Origin of the sequence: Gillisia marina, assembly GCF_000258765.1 — a bacterium.
GTDB lineage: Bacteria > Bacteroidota > Bacteroidia > Flavobacteriales > Flavobacteriaceae > Gillisia > Gillisia marina.
Window position 1 is genome coordinate 52,535 of sequence record NZ_AJLT01000012.1, and the last position, 22,345, is coordinate 74,879.

At 31.4% G+C, this 22,345-nt stretch carries 26 protein-coding genes; all 26 read right to left on the reverse strand.

Annotation, left to right across the window (positions count from 1 at the left end; all coding sequences use genetic code 11):
- Positions 1-140: 140 nt before the first annotated feature.
- Positions 141-1,073, reverse strand: a complete 933-nt coding sequence (locus ON07_RS03690; RefSeq protein ID WP_010228303.1) for a GNAT family N-acetyltransferase — start codon at positions 1,071-1,073, stop codon at positions 141-143.
- 4 nt (positions 1,074-1,077) lie between these two features.
- Entirely contained in the window at positions 1,078-2,193 is a 1,116-nt protein-coding gene (locus tag ON07_RS03695; protein WP_033445020.1) for a glycosyltransferase, read from the reverse strand.
- A gap of 6 nt (positions 2,194-2,199) precedes the next feature.
- Positions 2,200-2,949 carry a glycosyltransferase family 4 protein gene (locus ON07_RS03700; RefSeq protein ID WP_162097757.1) on the reverse strand — a complete coding sequence of 250 codons (750 nt, stop codon included), beginning with the start codon at positions 2,947-2,949 and terminating at the stop codon, positions 2,200-2,202.
- 124 nt (positions 2,950-3,073) lie between these two features.
- Entirely contained in the window at positions 3,074-3,292 is a 219-nt protein-coding gene (locus tag ON07_RS16445) for a hypothetical protein (RefSeq protein WP_155807129.1), read from the reverse strand.
- Between the two features lie 9 nt (positions 3,293-3,301).
- Positions 3,302-4,534, reverse strand: a complete 1,233-nt coding sequence (locus ON07_RS03705) for a glycosyltransferase family 4 protein (protein ID WP_010228305.1) — start codon at positions 4,532-4,534, stop codon at positions 3,302-3,304.
- A gap of 66 nt (positions 4,535-4,600) precedes the next feature.
- Complete coding sequence (locus ON07_RS03710) at positions 4,601-5,341, reverse strand: glycosyltransferase family 29 protein (protein ID WP_010228306.1); 741 nt, start codon at positions 5,339-5,341, stop codon at positions 4,601-4,603.
- The gene (locus ON07_RS17650) at positions 5,325-5,564 is read right to left on the reverse strand and encodes an HAD family hydrolase (protein WP_316928080.1); all 240 of its coding nucleotides are present in this window, start codon (positions 5,562-5,564) and stop codon (positions 5,325-5,327) included. The genes ON07_RS03710 and ON07_RS17650 overlap by 17 nt, the downstream gene beginning before the upstream one ends.
- Entirely contained in the window at positions 5,545-5,958 is a 414-nt protein-coding gene (locus tag ON07_RS17385; protein ID WP_010228307.1) for an HAD family hydrolase, read from the reverse strand. Before ON07_RS17385 ends, ON07_RS17650 begins: the two co-directional genes overlap by 20 nt.
- Positions 5,951-6,616: an acylneuraminate cytidylyltransferase family protein gene (locus ON07_RS03720; RefSeq protein WP_029331428.1), complete on the reverse strand. Its 666-nt coding sequence runs from the start codon at positions 6,614-6,616 to the stop codon at positions 5,951-5,953. Before ON07_RS03720 ends, ON07_RS17385 begins: the two co-directional genes overlap by 8 nt.
- On the reverse strand, positions 6,558-7,499 hold the full coding sequence (locus tag ON07_RS03725) for an NAD-dependent epimerase/dehydratase family protein (RefSeq protein WP_010228311.1): 942 nt from the start codon (positions 7,497-7,499) through the stop codon (positions 6,558-6,560). The genes ON07_RS03720 and ON07_RS03725 overlap by 59 nt, the downstream gene beginning before the upstream one ends.
- A complete protein-coding gene (locus ON07_RS17390; RefSeq protein WP_202799489.1) occupies positions 7,496-7,825 on the reverse strand; it encodes an aldolase/citrate lyase family protein in 330 nt (109 codons plus the stop codon). The genes ON07_RS03725 and ON07_RS17390 overlap by 4 nt, the downstream gene beginning before the upstream one ends.
- The gene (locus tag ON07_RS17395) at positions 7,815-8,225 is read right to left on the reverse strand and encodes an aldolase/citrate lyase family protein (protein WP_202799490.1); all 411 of its coding nucleotides are present in this window, start codon (positions 8,223-8,225) and stop codon (positions 7,815-7,817) included. The genes ON07_RS17390 and ON07_RS17395 overlap by 11 nt, the downstream gene beginning before the upstream one ends.
- Positions 8,225-9,781, reverse strand: a complete 1,557-nt coding sequence (locus ON07_RS03735) for a beta/alpha barrel domain-containing protein (protein WP_010228313.1) — start codon at positions 9,779-9,781, stop codon at positions 8,225-8,227. Before ON07_RS03735 ends, ON07_RS17395 begins: the two co-directional genes overlap by 1 nt.
- A gap of 20 nt (positions 9,782-9,801) precedes the next feature.
- Positions 9,802-10,260 (reverse strand): hypothetical protein, encoded by a 459-nt coding sequence (locus ON07_RS03740; RefSeq protein WP_033445021.1) that lies wholly within the window; start codon positions 10,258-10,260, stop codon positions 9,802-9,804.
- Positions 10,261-10,318: 58 nt separating this feature from the next.
- Positions 10,319-11,122: a hypothetical protein gene (locus ON07_RS03745; protein WP_010228318.1), complete on the reverse strand. Its 804-nt coding sequence runs from the start codon at positions 11,120-11,122 to the stop codon at positions 10,319-10,321.
- Positions 11,123-11,127: 5 nt separating this feature from the next.
- Complete coding sequence (locus ON07_RS03750; protein WP_010228319.1) at positions 11,128-12,924, reverse strand: ABC transporter ATP-binding protein; 1,797 nt, start codon at positions 12,922-12,924, stop codon at positions 11,128-11,130.
- 14 nt (positions 12,925-12,938) lie between these two features.
- Positions 12,939-13,655, reverse strand: a complete 717-nt coding sequence (locus tag ON07_RS03755; RefSeq protein ID WP_010228320.1) for a capsular polysaccharide export protein, LipB/KpsS family — start codon at positions 13,653-13,655, stop codon at positions 12,939-12,941.
- Between the two features lie 16 nt (positions 13,656-13,671).
- Complete coding sequence (locus ON07_RS03760; protein WP_010228321.1) at positions 13,672-14,403, reverse strand: hypothetical protein; 732 nt, start codon at positions 14,401-14,403, stop codon at positions 13,672-13,674.
- The gene (pseI, locus tag ON07_RS03765) at positions 14,400-15,443 is read right to left on the reverse strand and encodes a pseudaminic acid synthase (protein WP_010228322.1); all 1,044 of its coding nucleotides are present in this window, start codon (positions 15,441-15,443) and stop codon (positions 14,400-14,402) included. Before pseI ends, ON07_RS03760 begins: the two co-directional genes overlap by 4 nt.
- Before the next feature lie 10 nt (positions 15,444-15,453).
- Positions 15,454-16,314 (reverse strand): methionyl-tRNA formyltransferase, encoded by an 861-nt coding sequence (locus ON07_RS15845; protein ID WP_010228323.1) that lies wholly within the window; start codon positions 16,312-16,314, stop codon positions 15,454-15,456.
- A complete protein-coding gene (locus tag ON07_RS03775; protein ID WP_010228324.1) occupies positions 16,311-16,868 on the reverse strand; it encodes a GNAT family N-acetyltransferase in 558 nt (185 codons plus the stop codon). Before ON07_RS03775 ends, ON07_RS15845 begins: the two co-directional genes overlap by 4 nt.
- Entirely contained in the window at positions 16,843-17,535 is a 693-nt protein-coding gene (pseF, locus tag ON07_RS03780; protein WP_029331429.1) for a pseudaminic acid cytidylyltransferase, read from the reverse strand. Before pseF ends, ON07_RS03775 begins: the two co-directional genes overlap by 26 nt.
- A 296-nt stretch (positions 17,536-17,831) precedes the next feature.
- Positions 17,832-18,284 carry a YhcH/YjgK/YiaL family protein gene (locus ON07_RS03785; RefSeq protein WP_029331431.1) on the reverse strand — a complete coding sequence of 151 codons (453 nt, stop codon included), beginning with the start codon at positions 18,282-18,284 and terminating at the stop codon, positions 17,832-17,834.
- A gap of 1 nt (position 18,285) precedes the next feature.
- Positions 18,286-20,058 (reverse strand): cytidylyltransferase domain-containing protein, encoded by a 1,773-nt coding sequence (locus ON07_RS03790; RefSeq protein WP_010228327.1) that lies wholly within the window; start codon positions 20,056-20,058, stop codon positions 18,286-18,288.
- Positions 20,042-21,283: a UDP-4-amino-4,6-dideoxy-N-acetyl-beta-L-altrosamine transaminase gene (pseC, locus tag ON07_RS03795; protein WP_029331432.1), complete on the reverse strand. Its 1,242-nt coding sequence runs from the start codon at positions 21,281-21,283 to the stop codon at positions 20,042-20,044. The genes ON07_RS03790 and pseC overlap by 17 nt, the downstream gene beginning before the upstream one ends.
- 4 nt (positions 21,284-21,287) lie before the next feature.
- A complete protein-coding gene (gene pseB, locus ON07_RS03800; protein WP_010228329.1) occupies positions 21,288-22,298 on the reverse strand; it encodes a UDP-N-acetylglucosamine 4,6-dehydratase (inverting) in 1,011 nt (336 codons plus the stop codon).
- Positions 22,299-22,345 lie beyond the last annotated feature (47 nt).

The window sequence follows — 22,345 nt, forward strand, 5'->3', positions numbered from 1 at the left end:
ACCAAAAACTACATGGTAAAAAAATAAAATATTAATTATTTTAATATCAAAGAAATTATGTTGCTTTTTAAGTTTACGACAAATTATTTGTGTTACGCCGAAAAGAAATAATAATAAAAAAAAGTAATTCTATTATCATTTTAAAATAATTCTAAATCACCTAAATGATAATTCCATTGATTTAAATTTTTGGGATTCAAACCTTCCATTTTTTCAATCAATGTCTTAATTACCAAAATTGGTCCAAGTTTTAAACTAAACTTGAATTTGAAAATATCTAATCTTGGGCTAAAAGTAATAATATTGGCTCCTTTGCTCTTGGCGAATGATATAATAATTTCTTCTATCTCCCTACGCGCATTCCGTTCAAAAAAGATGCATTCTGAAATTCTTAATTCATTGAAATTAGAATGTTTTTTTTCATAAAAAGCGATAAAATAATCCTCAGAAAAATAGCATTGATAATCCTGAAGTGGATTTTGAATATATCTCCACAGTAAATATTCAGGGGATTTAGGAATGAAAATTCTATTTCTTCTACTATTAATTTTGTTGCTTTCGTTCGTTAAGTTACTTACAATACTTAAATCTTTAGCTTTTGGTAAATTAAAATGTGGTTTCCTTTTAAACTGTGGTATTAATGGCTTGAAGCTAACATTTATGTTATCAACTTTTTTCCATCCTAATTTTAGGTTGCCAGGCAAACTTTTTTCATTAGGAGTATTAAAAATAAAAAAAAAACCTCTTTCGCTTGCATTATCTACTGCCATTTTATTCATCTTATTGAATACTCCTACACCCTGATAATCAGGTAGAACCCCAGTATCTACAGCTCTAAAAGTTTTGAATTCCTTAGAATGATTTAATCTCCAATCAAATCGCATTAACGCACGAACTCCAATAATTTTACCTTCTTCTTTAGCTACGATAATTAGAGATTCTCCAAAAGGATTTAAAAAGTGCTTATATTTCCAAATTTCGGCAGACTTAGGTAGTTTGCCCGCTCCTAAACTTTTTTTAAGAACCGTAACTATTTCCTCTGTATCTTCTAATTTTCCTATAAGAAATTCCATATATTTAAAGCTGAACTATATCCGTATACAGTAATTCTAATTCAGAAACCATTCTGGTCATACTAAACTTATCCAAAACTCGATTTCTTGAGTTAGCTTTTAAAATATTTAATTTTGACTTATTTTTTAACAATGTTCCTACCATATCTGGTAATTCCTGCCAATTATCTACATCACAAATTAAACCATCTTGATGGTTTCGAATCACCTCCTTAATTCCACCCGCGTTTGTAGCAACAACTGCACACTCCATACTCATTGCTTCTAACATAGCGACAGGAAGCCCTTCAAAAGAAGACGTCATCATAAAAACATCCATTGCAGATAAGTAAGGCTTTACATCTATTTGTAATCCAGGAAGAAAGATCTTATTTTCAAGATTTAAATCAATGAGCTTTTCTTTTATTTCTTTTTCTAGCGGTCCGAAGCCTACCAAAATACCATATACATTATCAGAATTCGAAATAATTTCGCTCATACATATAAGCCACTCAGATAGTCTTTTTTGAAATCTAAAAACAGCTATATTTCCTATTATAATGCTATCTTCAGGGATTCCTAGGCTTTGTTTCAATCCTAAACCAAGATCCGCGTTTCTTTTAAAGTACTGAGTATTAACACCATTTGGAATTGTAACAACTTCAATTTTTGGATTAATATTTATCTTAATTGATTGAGTAACATCATCTGAAACCCCAATAGCCTTTGACTGCCAGTTATAGGTATATTGGTTAAGATATTTCGTTATAGAGTGATACCTTTCTTGAAGATTATGTTCTGTATAAATTACAGGAACATTTGTGAATTTATGAATTATTCGTCCTGCAAATCCAGCCCAAGGAAGATGACAATGAATCAATTTGATGTTATTGTTTTTTACATAATTGATGAGCTCCGGAATTTTCCTTATAATATGAATATTATTAGTAGCTTCGACACAACTAATAATCCCACCATTTTTTTCTATAGCGGTGACCATTTGATCTTTCCATGGTAAAAAATAAATATAGTGGAAAGAAAATTTCTCCTTATTATGAATTTTTAAAGTTTCAGGCAACAGCATTTCTGCTCCACCTCTACCCAATGATTTGATTAAGTGTAAAATTTTAATTTTCTCCAATTCCTATTATTCTAAACATTTAAAATATATTTCCTCGAATCTCTTTGCGATTTTTATATTTAAAAAGCGACTCGAAACCATTTCCTTGGCATTTTTTTTAAATAGATTTACTTTTTCTGGCTTTTCAATTGATTCAAAAATGCATCGTAAAAATTCTTTCTCATTATTTTTAGTTACCAACCAACCTGTTTCGTTGTTAATTACTACCTCCTCAACACCACCTACTCTATAGGCCACCACCGGGACTTCTGCATACATAGCTTCTAAAATAACGGCAGGTAAACCTTCAATTAGACTAGGTAGTAAAAAGCCATCACAATTATACAAAATTTCTAAAACATCAGTTCTATACTCTAAAAAATGAACATTATTGTTTATTTTTTTTTCTTTCACCAAATGCTTTATCTCTTGCATTAAATATCCCTTACCAATTAAAAGTAATTGAGTTTTCGGATACTTTTCAAGAACTTTTTCAAAAACACGAATTAATCCTGAATGATTTTTCTCCGGCACAAAACTTCCTATGTGGCAGAACACATTGCTATTTTTATCTATAGCATCAAAAAGTAAAGGAGTTTTCTTAATTATCTGATCTTCGACACCTATCTCAACGGTGGTAATTTTATTTTCGGGATACCTAAAAATTTGCACAAAATCCTTTTCACACTCTTTACTTACAGAGATTACAAAATCCAGTTTAGATATATAAAAATAGTTTAATGTTTTTATATATCTCGATTTTATAAAATCACCCATTTTATTTGCATTTCGATAAATCAATGGAACTTTAATGTTGAACATAAGTTTTGTGCTTACCACAAATTTCAAAGTATCTGCTGCGTTTGCCTGAATGACTGAAGGCTGAAATTCAGTTATTATCTTATAAAAAAAATTTCCACGCAACTACATCATAAAATCTATTCGAAATATCTCTGTTCAATTTTATAATCTCTCCATTAAAAGGTAGTTCTGCATCTCCAGAGAAAATACTGATAATAATCACCTCATGTCCCAAGTCCATTAAGTGATTTGATAATTGACAGGCAAATATTTCAGCTCCTCTTAATTGAGGTTTTTGTACAACTTGAATAATTTTCAAAATAATTTTTTATTTTTCTATTCCTAGAATTTCACATACCCTATTTAATTCATGAACCCAAGATCCCTCAGCATGAAACCAATGAAGGGCATTGTGCTCAAGTGTTTGTTTTAATAATTCGTTAGAAATTAAGAGTAACATCTTATTGGCTAAATCATTAACTTCACCTGGTTTATACATTAACACATCTTTTCCATCACCGAAATTAGATGATAAATCTCCTGCATTTGGTACAATTACGGCCTTTCCTAAGGCTAAGTACTCTCTTAATTTTAGCGGTGAATAGTGAAATCCTTCAGCAGATTTAGCACTTACTAGACATATATCAAAATTTGAGACGTAGTCTGGCACCTTCACAAACTTTTTCCTACCAACAAAAATGACATTTTCTTCCAAATTTAATTCCGTTACAAGATGTTTAATTTTATCAAATTCTTGACCATCTCCTACCAAAATTAGAATAGCGTTTGGAGTTTTATCTTTTACTAATTTAAATGCTTTTACCACGCTATCTAAGCCATGAAAATTTCGGAAACTTCCTGTCCAACCGAACACAATCTTCCCTTTTAAGTTGTATTTTTCAGAAATTCTACTATTTTTTACTTCAGGATTAAATAATAAAGAGTCAACTCTATTGGGCGTTACTAGAACTTTATCTTCATTAATACCCATTGAAATTACTTTATATTTTATTTCCTGGCTAACGCAGCATATTAAATCAGCATTTTCTAAGGATTTAGCTTCAATATTTTTTTCTAACCAATTACCCCATAGAGGGCGTTTTACTCCCCACTTCTTAGCTTCCCAAACAGCTAGTGCCTCTACAGAAATAATAAAGGGAACATTTAATTTTTCAGCAATTTTATGACCAGGACCAGGGAATAAATCATGCCTTTCCCAGACAAATTTTACATTTTTGTTCTTAAGAAATTTGTTCTCTTCAACCGGCCATACTCTAGGTTTAGAATTTTTTAATTTAAAATCCTTGTAAGCTGTTATTAAAAATTCTGGGATAAATTTTCTTATTTTTTTTGGTTTTTTTGAAGTTGTAGCATCTTTGTTTCCTTTTGGGAATTCAATTGATTCTTTTGGACTAAATATCCCGTCTGTGGTTGCCACATAACTAGTTCCGAAAATTTCTCCTGCTGCACCTGCCCATCCGGAAGCAGTGATCCATCCTGCTTCATTCCCTTTCCATTCATCACTACCTCTTGGCACAATAAATAAAGCTGTATTTTCCATACTAAATATTGATTGGTAAATATCTCATAAACAAAAAATAAATTAAAATAAATTAAAAATCATTTATCAAAAATTTCCATAGCGCTTGACGATATCCTCTAAATCTGGATCCATCTCTATAGGAATACGATTCTTGTTCTTATTGAATTGTCTTAAAAATTCTGCAAGTTCCAGATCAGGATTATGCAAACCTTGTTTTTCTATAAACTTGAAATTTTTTTCTACATCTTTCAAATTATCCCTGTAATCATCCGCATATGGAGTTTTGAAGAAAGTAAAACCACTAATATAAAGTTTCGAACAATTAGAATTAAGAACTGTGTACAACGCTGAAAAACCAACGGTTGGAATGAACGAATTTAAATTCTTTGTAATAGACTTATATAATATATAAGGTAAATAATAGGTGACTATTTCAGTTAAATTTCTCTTGTAATAGTTCCATTGAATTCTAAGACCTCTTATATTCGAGTTAGGGTTAACTAAAAATTTGTTATTTTGAGCTTGAAGAATTTCCAAATCTATTGGTCCCCCACCACTTTCCGAAAATTCAAAAAATGAATGAAATAAGATATCTGTTCTAGTCCCCACAAAACGTTTTTTATTTTCATCCAACTTTATGGCACCACGATTTACACGTATAATATAATCAAAACTGTCTATATAACTTCCTAACTCCTTTTTAAACGCCGAATCAGCAGCACCAATAACTGCAACAGATTTGTTTTTTACAATTTTATCAAGATGAAATACTTTGGTATTTGAAAGAAAAAGTTTTAATCCCTTTAGGCTATTTAATAAATTCATGAGTGATTGAGTTAAAATAAAAATTACCAACTTTTAGTAAATCTAAATTATTGTAGCCAGCGAAGGAAATATTATTTCGATCTGCAGCCTCGAAATCATTTATTGAATCTCCAATCAACAGTGTTTCTTTAGGAATATAATTGTGTTGTTTTAAAATAGTATCTACAAGTTGAATTTTTGGTGTGGGTGAACCATGAATGGATTTAAAAAAAAAACTGAATATCTAATTTTTCACACAGAAACCTCAATTCATTCTGATCTGAACCCGAAACTATATGCATGTCATAATTCAAGTAGTTTTCTTTTAAAAATTTTACAGAATCTTCAATTAATAAATTCTTATCAATTAAACGACTCTTCATATATTCTGAAAATTTAGTGGCGAAGATTTTGATTTTTTCTTCTGAAACTTCTTCTCTTCTAACTACTTCAAAAAAATATCTAAATTTAACATACCGAGATAAACCACCATTCTCGTGATGGAATTTCATTAAAACATTTACTTCTTCATTTGGAAATTCCTGAAGACAGTGAACAAAACCTGCGTCTCTTATATCTGAGGAGTTCAAAATCACGCCATCAAAATCCCATAGTATATTTTTAAATGATCTATTCAAAACTATTCTCCTTTAAAATTTTATTCATTAAAAATTCCGCAAACTCAAAATCAAGCTCTGTATCTATATCAACAGCCTCCCTTTGCGATATTTTATAGAAGAGAGGTTTCTTCCCAATATAACTGCGACATTTTAGCATGGTTGATTTTTTTACCAGAACTAATCCAAAAGTTGGCACAAGATACTCAGGTAAATCCTGTGAATTTGGCATCTTTTCGATAGAGTAATTTAAGGGCTTATTATCATACCAAATAAAATCCTTCAATACTTTTACCGACATAAGACTATCACAATCGGTTTCATAAAATTGCTCAATAGCCTCTGTATAACTAGCCACAGAAATTAATGGAGCCGTTACTTGAGCAACTAAAATATTTTCTGCATCAGTGGTTTTGGCAATATAGTGGTGAAACTCGCTATTAGAACACTCAGAGCTTGCGTAGTAAGGCTCTCTTTTGTGCACTGATACACCAGCTTTCTTAGCTATTTCTATTGCTTTTTCACTGTCAGTGTTTATAATTATATCATTAACGGGTAATTTTTTGATAGTTTCAATCTTATGCTCAAGTAATGATTTTCCCGCAAAAGATTTTATATTTTTATTCCTCACTCTTTGAGATCCCGCTCGAACCGGAATGACTGCAACTAATTTCTTCATCTATATTATTTATAAATTCCTCTAATCCTTCTTTAAGTCCAAACCTAGGTGACCATCCCGTGGCTTTTAACTTAGATATATCACTAGTTATTAAAGTTTGGTCACCTAGATAACCATCTAATTCATTAATCTTCAATTTTTTATTTAGGCGCTCACTCAATACATTAATAATTAACTCGGGAGTCAAAATCTCTTTAAAGGAAACATTATAGGTTTCATTTCTCATTCCAGGAGTTTTTAAAGGCATTATCAAAGCATTTACAACATCATTCACATGAACTAATTCACGAATACGATTTTTACGTCCAGTTATAGATATAACATCTCTATTTAGTGCTTGATCTAAATAAATACTCAATATTCCTTGGCGTTTGTTAGACAAATCCTGTCCAGAACCATAGGTTGCAAAAAGTCTGAAAATTGTAAATGGTATCTTACTATGGACCGGTAAAAGTCTACAATAATTTTCCCCGGCAAGTTTACTTGCGCCATAAAACGATATCGGAAATGTTGGAGATGTTTCCTTAGCATTTTCCATATCCCCATAAACTGCCATACTACTGGTATATATAAAATTCTTGACCTTTAATTTTTTTGCTAAGCGAATAACATTTAATGTGCCTAAACAATTCCATTCGCAATCCCCCACTGGATCAATTAGGCTATAATATCCTCCAGATTGAGCAGCGAGATGATAGATTACGTCTATATCCCCAATATCCAAATCGACCAAAGTACTTTTGCTAATATCAAATTGTATAAAAAGAACATCTGCTTCCGGTTTATTTTTATCTAAACAAGTTACATTATGCCCAATTGAAAGAAGTTTTGTTATAAGTTTATTTCCTATAAATCCAGCTCCCCCAGTTACTAGAATGTTCATATATAATTTAAAATTTTAGATTTTATATCTTTACAGGAATTAAATAAAATATTAACATCTACCGAATAGGCTAAATACTCAAAACCGTATTCCATCAATTTTTTAGCCATTGGAATGGAGTCTGAAAAAGTACCTAGTCTAACATCATTTTCCTTTGCTAATTTTGAAATATCATGCATTAACTTGGTCATTTTAGGGTGGTCTACTTCGCCAGGTATTCCTAATGATTGAGATAGATCATAAGGACCAATGAATATTATATCAATATTCTTGACACTAAAAATTTTTTCTAAATTATTAATACCTTTTTCTCCTTCAACTTGCAATATTAATTTTTTTTGCATTAGCATTCTTAAAATAATCCTTTTTATCTGTAGAACCGTGATTAGCGTCTTTCACGAACCTGCATACACCTCTATTCCCTATAGGGAAAAATTTAGCATATTCAACTGCTAGTTCAGCTTCTTTAACACTTGCAATATTTGGCACTTGTATTCCGTCTACCCCACAATCAAGAGCCGACCCTATCAAATTAGAATTTAATTCACCTACTCTTGCAATTGAAAGTATATTCGAAACTTTACAAGCTCGAACATGATTAAATAAATTTTCTCTGGAAGAAGGGCCATGTTCTTGATCTAAAATAACGAAATCCATCCCTGAGAAGCCAATCGCTTCAATAAAATTGCTGTCAACAGTTTTTGAAAATACTCCTACCATTCCCATTAAATATCAATTTTACTATAAACAGATTCTTTTTCAGGAATTCCATAATAGGTTGCTGTAAGGCTCACTAATTTTATATCTTTCGCTTTAACAATTTTTTCAAATAAATATTCATTTTCTAGAAAGAGTTCCTGTTCATTCTTTTGAATGATTTCCGTGGTATATCCATCGTATCCGGCCAAATATATGGTTTTCGCGCCAAGTTCGCAAGCGGTTTGCAATGCAATTGCTGTATGGGAATCCTTAAATTTTTCGGTAAACATCTCATCTTGCAATTCATATGAACAATTACTTAAAGCCTCTGGAATATAAGTGCCCATTTTTCTGGGAAAAGGCGGTAGAATACATTTTCCTTGAATTTCTAAGTGATTATTAAAAACCTTTTCAAGTCTATAACCCTCATTTCCTACAAGGCAGTAATATTGATCGTTTTCAATATTGTCATAACTCCTAGCGTTTTTAGAGCTTGCATGTATAACTATAATATCAGGATGCAAATTCAAAAAAGTTTTTAAGGCTTCATTATGATTTACGGCACTAGGACCCCCGCCTATTAATAAAACTGTATCACTATTTCCTATCCCTTTAAAATCTAATTTTGATAGCTCTGTATTATCTTTAAGACCTTTGGATTGATTAGAAAGAGCTCTGGCGATACTATTTAATGAATAATATCTTTTAGTAACCCATTCCATCACTTCTTTTTGGGGTAATGAATGCGCACCAGAGACCATATAAGGTAAATTAGTACCCCACCCAAAATCTTTTTGCATCTCTGAAAATGGATCAACTACCATACTTAATGCATTAAAATTTAGTTCAATTTTATTTTGTGAATTTAATGTTGTTAAAAGTAGTTCAGTGCTAAGATTACCAGCACCTCTTCCCATTCCAGTAACGGTTGCATCTACAATTACTGCACCACAATCAATCGCAGTTAATGTATTAATTAAACCTAATTCCAGATTATTGTGACCGTGAAATCCAATTTTAACATCCAACTTATTTCGAACAATATCGTAGGCTTTTTTAACGTCATTAGGAAAAACACCTCCATAAGAATCCACCATGTAGAAATAATCTATAACTCCGTCTACATTACCTATTTGAGCTAAGAACTGCTTTTCTGATTCCCATTTAGACATATACATGACATTAAAACAAATCTCAAATCCCAATTTTGCAACCTCCTCTGCCAAACCAATGGCCCGACCGAAGTTTTGGGGATCTACTGCAATTCTAACCATATTTATCAATCCAACACAAGGATTTAAAAGGTCATTGACATGTTCCTTACGAACATTCTTTTCGTCGAGGATAATAGCAAGCTTTTTATTAGAAAGTTCTTTACAACGTTCTAGAACTATGCGAGGACAATAAAAGTATTTTCCTAGATAAGTATTCATTGGATTTGATCTATATCCAATTTCCAAATAATCTACCGGAAGATCATTAAAAGATTCAAAATATATTTCTGTTAATTTATCTTCAAAATCCCAACCTGTATAATATCCCCCATCTCTCAGGGTACAATCCAAAATTTTCAAATTTTCCATATTTTTTTAACTGTAATTTTTTATAAATAATCATTTATTTTTTCTGCTGTAAACCTTGTAGAGTTCGTTCCAATTTTATAATATAATTTCTCTCGCAAAGCTGTTTGCTGTTTAAAAGCCAAGTCCTCCCGGCTATTTACATCAATTAATTTCATTAAAAAAGAATATAACGAAGGTACTGTATTAAAAGCCGGCATCAATAACTCATTTTTCATCATTTCTATATTTGAATGTATCCCCATCCCATCATCTAAATCTAATAGCAAAACGGGTTTATTATTAATTGGGGCTTCATAACTCATAGTTGATCCTTTAGTAATTATAATATCACAATTTTCAAGAAAAAATTTATTTTCTAAATTTGCAGAGAAAATTTCGAAATTATCAAACTGCAAAGCCTTCTCATCAAACTCTGCATTCAGACTCATTGGATGTTTTTTAAAGACAAAATTAATAGAAAGCATTCCATACTCTGCCATAAAAGAGTTTAAAAACTTAATAACATTATCATTATGTCTATCCAAAACTACACCAATATCAATTTTCGAAGTTTTTTTTACGTGAGGTCACTTTTTCTACTTGAACTATAGGATTTCCTACCAATGAGATTTGGTATTCTTCAACTCCCATAGATTTTAATTGGTTTCTCTGAATTTCTCCCCAACACCATACATTTTCTGCGAGAAATGGGTGGTATCCGTAGGAAGTATTTATTGTAGAATGAATTAAGGTTACAGTTTTTAAACCCTTAGACCTAGCAGCCAACACAATTGCACTCATTGTAAAGCTACGGTCATAATCAACAACAATGAGTTCAGTGTTTTCAATAGCAGGCAATATAGATTCTACTTTTAATAATTGAACGTAAAGATGATTAAAACAATTGGTTTTTGAAATTGGTAGATTAAAACTTTTAATGATTTTAAAAACTTTTTTTGAAATTTTTCGTGTTTCAGTATAAATTTTCAGGCATTTGACAATACCTACATTAGGAAATTCGTTAAATTTTATAAAGTCAAAATTCTCGTGGCTCTCGGGACTATAAAATGTGGAACTAGGTTCGATATATTCTGAAAGAGGATATATAAGCTTTTTAAAATTAGGTCTAGTAGTATTATAACCTAAAACAACTTTATTGAATTCCTTTTTATTCTTAAAATAATTATTTATTGATTTAACTATGATTTTCGGGACTATGATTTTGCTATTAAACCCCTCAAGCCTTGGATCTTCTCGGTGGGTAACAAAGAATAGCTTAGAAAATAAACCACCAACGGGAATTCCTTTGTAACAAATTTGATCAATCGCAATTTCAGCCTTTATAAAATTCTCCGAATTCATCTAATTTACATTTTTTGCAATTTGATCATTTCTTGAAAGGTTGTTGATGTATCCAAAAGATCCTCATATTTACCCTCTGAATCTATTTTTCCATTTTTCAAAACAATTATTCTATCGGCGTTTCTTATAGTAGATAATCTATGAGCTATTATGAAAATGGTATATTTACCTTGCAGTTGGTCTATGTTTTTTTGTATTGCTTTTTCCGTTTCACCATCTAAAGCAGAAGTTGCTTCATCCATAAATAAAAAATCCACATCTTTATAAAGTTCCCGAGCAATTGAAAGTCTTTGCTTTTGTCCTCCACTAATATTAATTCCGTTATTCCCTAAATATTCGTCTTCCTTATTTTTTAGTTCCGAAACAAAATCGAAAATAGATGCTTGCCTAATAGCGATCTGAAATTTTTGAAAATTTTCACTATTCTTTTCATCCCAAAATGTAACATTATTAAATACAGTATCGCTAAAAATAGGGGCTTCTTGAGTGATATAGCCAATCCTGTTTCTATAGGAATATAAATCCAATTTTTTTATATTCTGGTCATCTATAAATATTTCACCTTTTGAAGGTAAGAACAGTCCTGATAGAATATTTAGCAAAGTTGATTTTCCACTCCCACTTTCACCAATTATTGCAATAGTTTCATTTTTCTTAAAAGATATATTTAAACCATCTATAACTTTTAGATCATCATAGTGAAATGTGATATTCTTTAGCTCTATTTTATTATTAAATCTTCCGAACTTTATATCACCATTTTTTTCAAATCCAGATTTAAGTTCTTTTGTAAATTCAGATAAATTATCCATAGACCCGGAATATTCCAAAAATCTATTCCAATTTTCCTGTAAAGCCATAAGAAATGTTAAAGCTCTATAGAGAAATAAAAGGCTTAGAATGATTAATCCTATTTTGGTATCGAAAAATTTAACTTGAATTAATATCACAAAGACTACTACTAGCATAGTTAATGGTTCTCTTAATGCCCGTAATAAAGAATCAATAACCCCTAATTTTCTTTGATCGCCTTCTATATTATTAATACTAGACTTCAATTTCTCACCATAAAAATAATTAAGGCCCGTAGCTTTTAAATATTTAAAAAAAGAAACATGCTGAATTAATAAACCCTGAAAATTATGCCAATTCTTAGTTAATTTGTTGGAATAACTTTTAGTACGCTTATATAATGTTCTAAAGATGAAGTTTGTGAGCACACCGCCTATCGAAACCATTAAAGCAAACTGAGCATTAGAAGCAAAGGCAAAAGTTACATATACAAGTACAAGCACACCATATTGAGCTGCTTGAAAATAACTTTTATAAGTCATATTAACCCTGCCAACTTCTCCGCTAAAAGTATTTTGAATTTTTCCAACATCAGACTTGACGAAATTTTTAAAGCTATAATTATTAAGGTTATCAATATTGCCATATCGAATGTGTTTCATAAAATATTGCTGATATACCACCCTCACATATCCTTCTATAAATTTAGCAACCCCCTTAAGGACAAAAAACACCAAAATGATAATCAGGGCGTTTGTTATATTTAGGTTGATGCCAATAGATTCCAAAAATTCGGGTAAAAAACTCAGGTTACCTAGACTTTCTCCCTTCTCACCATCGGTTCCATCCCCACTCATTTCCAAAAGAGGAATAAACATAGCTAATCCAAATCCATCTAACACCCCTACACATATGCTTAAAAAAAAAGAAATAAAAATTCTGTATTTTAAAATCCTGTAGAAGTAAAAAAAATATTGAAAATTATTAATTAAAAGGCTTTTTATATTCATTTTAAATAATTGACTTAATTTACTAAAATTCTTTTCTTAAAATTTTTATGAACAAATTTAATTACTGAAGCTAAGAATTTATCCATTTCTGAATAATCATATATCTTTATACCTTTAAAATAAACTTCTCCATCGGTGTTTTGATCATAGAATTTAGCCGGTATACCACCATCTAAAAAGTACAATCCAAGTTTTAAAGATGGTAAAATATCTTTTGGTTCCAGATTCGTCTTTAAAAGTTGGGGGATCTCTGCTTTATCAACAGGTTCATAGGCCACACCCATTCCAGAATAGAAACTCCTACCCAATAAAATGACAGGTTTTCTCCAATAATTAGATTCCACGGCAATAGTAGATCCAAAAACAAGTATTTTCTCCGCAATTTTCATTAAAGCGTAGGAATCTGCTTTTCCTTCGGGTGGTATTAAATAAACATTATTAAATCTTCCTTCTAAAGATCTCAATTTATGGACATACTCATAATCAACACCTCGAAGATTTGGATGCATTCTAATAATTAAATTAGAATTCTGCATCTCATTTTGAAACAGGTTACATAAATAAAAAATACCATCATTCTGATCGCGAAAATAGGGATTTTCATATTCTTTACCTACAGCAGCAAATTCATCATCAGAGCTAGTATAAAGTACATAACATTTCTTGGAATAGTCAATATTTTCGGGCAAGTTATTTTTTTCCTGTTGTAATGTAAAAACTGGTCCTTGCACTTTTTTCCCCGAGACCTTACCGGTAAAAAAAACTTGAAGCTATTTGGATTTTCTCCTCACCGTTTAACTTTGATTGATCCCAATGCTGGCTTACGAGATCTTGCTTAAATTGTATATCCTGTGGTAAGGCTTTATCAAATATTTCCAAGAATCCACCAGGACGTGCAACTTCCATATTAAAATATGGGACATTATATTTATCTGCCAAACTTATTACTGCTCTATGATACGTATGTCTCCCATTAAAATTATAAACAATATCAAACTTTTCTTTATCAAATAGTCTATCTAATCCTAGATATAATGTTACTCCATTTTTCACGAGTTTTTTAACAAAACTTCCTTCAATATTATCTAGATCCCTATCCCTGGTATGTGAGATATAGGATGAAATGGAAGATTCACCCACCTTGAAATCATCAAAAATAGTATCTCTGGAAATTTTATTATTATCATTTATAAAATTTTCAGCAATCTTAAGGTCTCCATTGTTTGTTAATTCTTCAATTATAACATGCTGAAAATTACCATATATAAGTTCCAAACTTTTCTTTGTTCCTTTTTTACAAAGAAAACACAACTCAGGTTTGGAATGAGGATTTGTATAACAAGTACTAAATGAATTTGAACAGGTTAAATGATAAATCTTCGCATCCGGATATTTATCAATTAAATATTGAAGGGTCTCAAGCATCACGACCCGTGCATATGATCCAACTCCAACTATTTGAGTTATTAAAATTTTCATTTTTTAAAATGTTTAATGGAAAGTGGAGTTCCCCTCTCTAAATCTATTAAAGCCTTCTTTCCAAGTATTTCACTATAGAATCTAGGATGTAATCCAAATCCAGGCCTTATACTTCTAATATTTTTTTCCGTAAGAATTTCTCCATCCTGAATATCTTCAACCACATATAAAGATCTACTAAAATCCTTTCCCTTCTTCTGTTTATCAGTTAGGTTATAATTTACATTTCCTGTTGCTTTCTCCGCCTCCCTAACCGCTTTAACCATTTCGGTGAATTCTTGTTCATCCATCGAAAAAGAAGCATCGGGACCACCAATTGATTTGTCCAGAATAAAATGCTTTTCAATAATTTTGGCTCCAAAGCAGGTAGCCACTACAGGTGCTGTACTACCCATAGTATGATCAGACAACCCGGATATAACTCCATAACGTTCTGCCAAATCTTTTACCATTACCATATTGGCTTCATCTATAGGAGCTGGGTATGAGGAGGTACATTTTAATAATGCTATGTCATTATTTCCCATTCGATGACAGGCTTCCAAAGCTAACTCAATATCTTCTATTTCGGCAATCCCAGTTGAAATAATTACTGGTTTCCCCATGGACGCAACATATTCAATTAAAGGAATATCTGTAATTTCAAAGGAGGCAATTTTATAGGCCGGAACATTTAAATCTTCTAGAAAATCCACTGCAGTTTTATCAAAGGGAGAAGAAAAACAGATTAATCCCTCATCCTTTGCAACTTTAAACAATTCTTCATGCCATTCCCATGGTGTGTAGGCATCTTTATATAAATCGTAGAATGTTTTACCATCCCAAATTGATCCTGATTTAACTACAAAATCATCTTTATCACAATCTATGGTTAATGTGTCAGCTGTATACGTTTGAAGTTTTATGGCATTGGCGCCAGTTCTTTTTGCCGCCTTAATTGTATTTATTGCAACATCTAAACTGCCATTGTGGTTAGCTGATAATTCTGCTATTATAAAAATTTCAGAATCATTATTTATTTCAAAATTACCTATTTTCATTTTTTTATAATTATTTGAGGATCTGCTCAACTTCAAAAGAAGGTTTGTTATCTCTTATTTTTATTATTTCTACGACACCATTTGGTGTTTTAATTAATAATGGACTATGTGATAAAATAAGTCCATTTGTCATCTCATAATCAAAAGCAAAATCACTATACTCAATTTCATCAATAATAAATTGTTGACTTTTGTAAAAAGAAAAAGCTCCAGGATAAGGGTTAGATTGAGCGCGGACCCAATTCCTTATCCTTTCCTTTTGCCAATTCCAATCTATTTTTCCATCCTCAGGACTTCTTTTTCCAAAATATGAGGATTTATTATTTTCTTGAGGAACTAAACTTATTGAATCATTCTTGATCTTTTCTAAAACGCTATCTATTAACGGCACATATAACTTATTATATTTTTCTAAAATCATAGCTCCCGTGTCATTATAATTTATAGGAACTGAAATTTGCTCAATTATATCCCCTGTATCACAGCCTTTATCAATAACATGTGCTGTAATTCCTGTTTCCTTATCATTATTTATAATTGACCAAACGTGAGGAGTTCGTCCTCTATATTTAGGCAATAATGAACCGTGAATATTAAACGCCAATTTTTTTGGCAGTTTTATCAGGTTTTCTTCGATTAAATATAAATAGTTTATTGAAATTAAAACATCTATTTTTTTTTCAATTAAAAATTCATTGCTTTTTCCGTTTCGTGGATTACCTACAAAATTTGGAAAATTATAATCTTTACAAAAATTAATTATATCAAAAGATTTTTTGTCGGTCATTACAAAAACAACTTCATTCTTTTTTATTAAATCTTTAAAAACTGAATATCCAAGATTTCCACTGGCTAACACACCTATTCTCATAAAACATTTAATTTTGAATGAACAACCACATCTATAAACTTGTCATTAAATAAACAATGATCTTTAAGAACTGCATCTTTAAAATAATGATTAAATTCTAATGTTGTATAGAGATGAGGTCTTAAATCAAAAGCATACACGTATAACTTATAAATTTTTAAATCATCAAAAGCAGTTTCTTCTAATAATTTAAGAAAACTACTCCAATGAAACCTAAAATATTCTTTTTCAAGCTGAGTGTCCATTATAAAGGAAATCTCGGCATTTTTATCGATCCAATTGATATGAACCAAACCACCATAACCAATACATTTAATTCCTTCTAAATAGGAGAATAAAATTTGGTCTGGTTTTTCCTGCTCAAATAGATTAGTAATTACTGTTTCAAAATACTTGTCCTGATCTTCTTTTGTGAGTGGTCTATCCTGTCTCAAATGGTATATTTGCTCGTTACGCCATTTCATTATATCGTAGCGGTCTTCCATTCTTAATGGAACTATACTATATTTTCCGTTAGCAAAAATTTGCTTACTTAATGCCTTGTAGGAGTTCATATTTGATCTCTGCTATTTTCCAATCGGTTTCATTGTCAATATCCTGAGCTTCTAATTCCGTAATAAGTAAAGCTCCAGTATTTTTAGTTAATATGCTTTTATTCTTAATCACGCTGGAAGTGTTTATAAAATAAAACTGTCCGGCGTCATGATAGGCTTTTTCCAAATCCTGAGTCCGTAGATTTTCAAATTCAGGATAAAAATATCCAAGTCTTCCCTCCTTCAATTTCAGTGATCTTTGGACAGGAAAACTAAAAGGCATAACAGGAAAAACCACATCCAGATTTTTTGATATTAATATTGTATAAGCTTCCTTCAATTTATTTGAAGTAGTAAAAGGTGCGCTTGGATAAAGACAAGCAACATTTTTAAATGTTCTTCCCTGATCTTTATATTTTTCAATGACTTCTACTATTACATCAACCGTTGTAGCATAATCATCGGCATTTTTATCGCTTCGTAAAAAAGGCACTTTTGCTCCGTATTTAATGGCAATTTCAGCAATTTCCTTATCTTCTGTAGAAACCATCACCTCATCAAAAAGGTTGGACTTCAAAGCGGCTTGAATAGAATAGGCCATAATAGGCTTTCCAAGAAAATCCTTAATATTTTTTCGCGGAATTCGTTTACTTCCACCACGAGCCGGGATAATTGCTAAATTAGACATTGTAAAATTCATTTATCATTTCAATTAAAAAGGATTTTTGTCTATCGGTCAAAATACACTGTTTAAATTTATAATAATTTAAAGCATTTAACATATCCTATCTTTCCAACCAAAAATTACAGTAATAATCCATTAAAAATTAATAGATATCATATGTTTTCGCAAAACATTATATTTTAAATGATGCATTTATCCTATTAGGCCATTTAATAATTTCTACACGAATCTCAAAGCGAACAGAAACGGTGAAAGAAAATAACGGAAAAACATTTCGATTTAAAACTTAGTAATTTAAATTATAAATCAACTGGCATCTTTACTACTATTTTTTTTACTTGGGTATGACCTGTATAAAGTGCCATGTGAGCAAAATTACTAGGAATGATGCAAAAATATCCCTTAGGAATCTCAATAGTTTTTATAAAGTCAGAATTGACTAGTAGATAATCACTGGCTTCATCATATGCTTTAAAAATAATGGATTCCCTATCCAAATCCGCATAAGCAATGACATCTGTTCCTTCCAGAGTAATATGAATATCCATTAAATTTTTATGCGCTTCTAAAATGCTTTTATCAAAAGCAACGGAAACCGAATCACTGGTAACTGGAAAAATGAAAATGTCACGATAAGTTTCCTTTTCTTTAATATCCATTAATGATTTTGTATCGAGGAATTTACTGAATTGGCACACTCCCGAGAACATAGAATTGTATTTATAGATGTTTTCTAATCTGTCCGTTATCATTCTAAAAAGTTTTAATCTTGGTTTTTTCGTTTAACATTGATATCAAAGCTTGGTCTGTCTTGTATTTTAATTGAATGTGACTATTTATATGAGCAACATTCGGATGTTCATCCAAATAATCAAAAATTGATTTCAAAGTAAAATCAGGGTTAACGTCAGAAAGTGCTTCATGAATTTTATTGAACATAATTAAATCTTCCTCATAGTCTAAAGTCAATCGATATTGTCTTACCAATTCATCTGGAAGCTGCACCAAATTAATCTTAAAATGCGTTTGATTATTCATAAAATACCAGGTCATGTATTCAGAATAATCAGCCCTAGGGAAATGAAATTTTACTTTTCTAAGGGCTTCCGCATTGATAATTTCTAAATTAGTGCCCACAGCAGCTGATTCTGCACTAGTATAATCGGCACCACTTTTAAAATGCGAATCCAATAATAATTGTAAAATTTCATTATCTATAAAAGGCATGTCGGCCGTAACCCTTACAATAACATCAATTTTCAATGAATTAACTACATCTAAATAACGGTGGACAACATCTTCAGGATGTCCTTGATGAAATATTACTGATTCATCAAAAGTATGGTTTACCAAATCGGCATCAGAAGGTAAATCAGAAGTAGCCAATATAACATGGTGAATAGAATCAAACTTTTTAGCGTTCCTAAGGCAATATTCGACAGATGTTAAATCGCCAATTTTTAACAATGCTTTTTCTTTTAATCTAGATGATTTTAACCTACAAGCAACAATAACAGCAATATTTGCAGTTTTAAAATCACTCCTTTTTAAAGTTTCACCTGCCCTTTTAACCTTTGAGAGGATGGATTTATTATTCAATAAATTTTCAATAGCTCTTGAATTTAATCCATCCTGAGGTGATCTTTTAAAGTCAAAGTCTTCAATAAGCGAAATTCCTTTGCCTGCTGGCACCTTCTTATTAAGTAAAGGTTTAAGTAAAGATTTCTCTAAATAAGCATTTTCCTTTTTATTTATAAAAGCAGCCGATAATAATTCTTCTTGGTCTTTTATCAAGCCAACTAATTTTTCAAATTGCAGGATGTTGATACTGGAATAAAAATCATATTTAGTCTCCCGGGTAGTGAGCATGACATGTTTTTCTATGATATTGGCGCCATTTTGCAAAGCAATAATAGGTAACCAAATAGAATAATCTAAAGTAGCATCTACATGATCTGCAAATACAATTCGATTATTAAATTTTGCCTTGATAGCTTGAATTTTTGAAATCCCTGAATCAATCAATTCTGTCGGATAACCTTGAAATCCAACCTCTAACAATAGTTCTTCTGATGAAATCTCATTTTCAAATTTGTTGACAAAAAAAGCAATTTCATCAAAGTCCAGAGCAGCAATATTGATAATTATCTTTTTCTTTGATAAATCGAATTTTTTTAGCCTTTCAAATAATCCATAATTAAATAAGACCGAAACCTGGAGTTTAACACCATCAACCAAAGAAATGTTCTGCCCTAAAATATCTACACCATAATCATCAAATAAATCGAGCCAAACTAATTTTGTTGATTTCGCCTTTTGAAAAATTAATTGCCATTCATTAGGGCTAAATGCTAATTTTTCATAAACAGGATACCACTCGAATTCCTTTGTAGCCAATGTTTCTGCCAATAATGGCTGAAATTTCATAGCAAAATCATTGTCAAACTTTGAAAAAGAATCAACCAGTTCTAACATGTAGTCTAGATCGCCCCCATGTGTATTAGCTATTTCAATAATTACCTTCATTATATTTATAAAAATTAATGATAGTATTAATAACAAAATGTTGTTCCTCAGTTGTCAATGTTGGATACATAGGTAGGCTAATGCAATTTTGATAATATTTTTCTGCATTTGGCATATCGCCTTCTATCCAACCAAACTGCCTATAATACGGCATTAAATGACAAGGTATATAGTGGATTTGAGCATAAATATTATTTTCACGTAAATAATTATACAATTCCAATCTATTTTTAACTTCAAGCACATATAAATGATATGCATGACCTTCCACAACCCCAGATTGTCCTTTTACAAAATCTTTGTTTAGAAAAGCCTGAAAGTATGTTTCAGCAATTTTCTTTCGTTTTACTAAACCTTTATCCGCACGTTTTAACTGGCTAGTCCCAAGAGCCGCCTGAAAATCAGTTAATCGGTAATTGTAACCCAATTCCTGCATTTCCATATACCAAGCGGGATATGTCTCGTCTCCCCTCGACATGATATCGACTTCAGTCAATTGGCTAGAAGTACCAACTGCAAACTCAATAGAATTTTTAAACATCTCTACATTCTTGGTGATACCGTGAGTTCTTAGCATTAAAAGCTTGTCATACAAGGCCATATCATTGGTAGTAATCATACCCCCTTCACCGCTTGCAATATGTTTAACCGGATGGAATGAAAATATTGCCAAATCTGCAAAATTTCCGTTTCCACATAATTGTTTCTGCTCTTTAGAATCTTTAAAATATCCACCGGGTGCATGACAGGAATCTTCGATCATCCAAAGTCCATGTTCAACAGCAAGATCTCTAAATGCTTCCAGATCTACTGCTCTACCGGCAAAATCTACAGGGATTATTCCCTTATAGGTTTCTTTGGGGGAAGCTTCCAGAAGTTTTCTTACTTTATTAATATCCAACAAATAGGTTTCAGGATCAATATCTGCAAAAACCAATTCCCCACCACAGTATCTGACACAATTAGCCGAGGCAGCAAAAGTAATGGGTGTAGTAATTACCTTATCACCCTCCTGCACATTTAATGCCATTGCACAAAGGTGAAGGGCGGCAGTTCCATTGGAAACTGCGACAGCATATTCACTTCCAACATAGGAAGCGAAAGCTTTCTCAAATTCTACAATTTTCGGACCTTGAGTTAAATAATCAGATTTTAAGGTTTCAATAACGACTTGAATATCTTCTTCTGTAATATTTTGACGACCGTAAGGAATAGGATTACTCATAAAATTATAATTCAAAAGTTGAATCTACATGATCTTTTATTAATTTTCTTAAATCTTCTACTGTTTCCCATTCTGAATTTTCTGCAGAGTTATATTGAAAACCTGGTTTTACCTTAGTCGCTTCAAATTTACTTATATATTCCTCCAACTTCCACTTATGGGTTGAAGGAAGAATAGTATAGTATTTACCCAAATCATAGGTGTAATAAGAATCTGAAGAAGTTATCATTTCCTCGTGGATTTTTTCGCCTGGGCGAATTCCCACTATAGGTTTTTCACATTCTGGTCCAATAGCTTTAGCGACATCAGTAATTTTATAGGATGGGATTTTTGGAACAAATATCTCCCCACCCCATGCATGTTCTAAGGCATGCATTACCATATCTACTCCTCCCTGAAGAGAAATATTAAATCTTGTCATTGTAGGATCGGTAATTGGAAGAACACCTTCTTTTTTCTTTTTAAGAAAAAATGGAATAACAGAGCCATTAGACCCCATTACGTTACCATATCTCACAACAGAAAATTTAATAGGATTCCAACCGGTAATATTATTTGCTGCCACGAATAACTTATCTGATGCAAGTTTGGTTGCACCATATAAATTAATTGGTGCCGCAGCCTTATCTGTAGATAAAGCTACCACTCGTGTTACTTCTGTTTCCAGGCAAGCATTAATGATGTTTTCTGCTCCCATGATGTTGGTTTTTACGCATTCCATAGGATTATATTCTGCAATAGGAACATGTTTCATAGCGGCTGCATGGATTACGTAATCTATACCTTTTAAAGCTCTTTTCACCCTGGCTTCATCCCTAACATCCCCAATAAAGAATCGAATTTGGGGAAATTGAGAAATGGGAAAGTCCTGAGCCATTTCAAATTGTTTTTGCTCATCACGTGAAAAAATAATTATTTTTTTTATATCAGGATATGCATTTAAAATGTGGGCTGTTAAAGCCTTACCCAGAGAACCTGTGCCTCCGGTAATTAATATTGATTTATTTTTTAACATCTTTATACTTCTTTAAAAATAATATTTTTTAGTTGGCCTCAAATCTA

Coding starts and splice junctions, on each gene's coding strand:
- ON07_RS03760 (WP_010228321.1), bottom strand. CDS start 14,403: ATGAAAATTTTAATAACTCAAATAGTTGGAGTTGGATCATATGCACGG.
- ON07_RS15845 (WP_010228323.1), bottom strand. CDS start 16,314: ATGAGAATAGGTGTGTTAGCCAGTGGAAATCTTGGATATTCAGTTTTT.
- ON07_RS03785 (WP_029331431.1), bottom strand. CDS start 18,284: ATGATAACGGACAGATTAGAAAACATCTATAAATACAATTCTATGTTC.
- pseF (WP_029331429.1), bottom strand. CDS start 17,535: ATGTCTAATTTAGCAATTATCCCGGCTCGTGGTGGAAGTAAACGAATT.
- pseC (WP_029331432.1), bottom strand. CDS start 21,283: ATGAGTAATCCTATTCCTTACGGTCGTCAAAATATTACAGAAGAAGAT.
- pseI (WP_010228322.1), bottom strand. CDS start 15,443: ATGAAAATAGGTAATTTTGAAATAAATAATGATTCTGAAATTTTTATA.
- ON07_RS03745 (WP_010228318.1), bottom strand. CDS start 11,122: ATGAATTCGGAGAATTTTATAAAGGCTGAAATTGCGATTGATCAAATT.
- ON07_RS03725 (WP_010228311.1), bottom strand. CDS start 7,499: ATGAACATTCTAGTAACTGGGGGAGCTGGATTTATAGGAAATAAACTT.
- ON07_RS03790 (WP_010228327.1), bottom strand. CDS start 20,058: ATGAAGGTAATTATTGAAATAGCTAATACACATGGGGGCGATCTAGAC.
- ON07_RS03750 (WP_010228319.1), bottom strand. CDS start 12,924: ATGAATATAAAAAGCCTTTTAATTAATAATTTTCAATATTTTTTTTAC.
- ON07_RS03705 (WP_010228305.1), bottom strand. CDS start 4,534: ATGGAAAATACAGCTTTATTTATTGTGCCAAGAGGTAGTGATGAATGG.
- pseB (WP_010228329.1), bottom strand. CDS start 22,298: ATGTTAAAAAATAAATCAATATTAATTACCGGAGGCACAGGTTCTCTG.
- ON07_RS03720 (WP_029331428.1), bottom strand. CDS start 6,616: ATGAAGAAATTAGTTGCAGTCATTCCGGTTCGAGCGGGATCTCAAAGA.
- ON07_RS03735 (WP_010228313.1), bottom strand. CDS start 9,781: ATGGAAAATTTGAAAATTTTGGATTGTACCCTGAGAGATGGGGGATAT.
- ON07_RS03740 (WP_033445021.1), bottom strand. CDS start 10,260: ATGGCAGAGTATGGAATGCTTTCTATTAATTTTGTCTTTAAAAAACAT.
- ON07_RS03775 (WP_010228324.1), bottom strand. CDS start 16,868: ATGAACTCCTACAAGGCATTAAGTAAGCAAATTTTTGCTAACGGAAAA.
- ON07_RS03690 (WP_010228303.1), bottom strand. CDS start 1,073: ATGGAATTTCTTATAGGAAAATTAGAAGATACAGAGGAAATAGTTACG.
- ON07_RS03710 (WP_010228306.1), bottom strand. CDS start 5,341: ATGAATTTATTAAATAGCCTAAAGGGATTAAAACTTTTTCTTTCAAAT.
- ON07_RS17395 (WP_202799490.1), bottom strand. CDS start 8,225: ATGGGAATGGTAGGAGTATTTTCAAAAACTGTTGACAGCAATTTTATT.
- ON07_RS03700 (WP_162097757.1), bottom strand. CDS start 2,949: ATGGGTGATTTTATAAAATCGAGATATATAAAAACATTAAACTATTTT.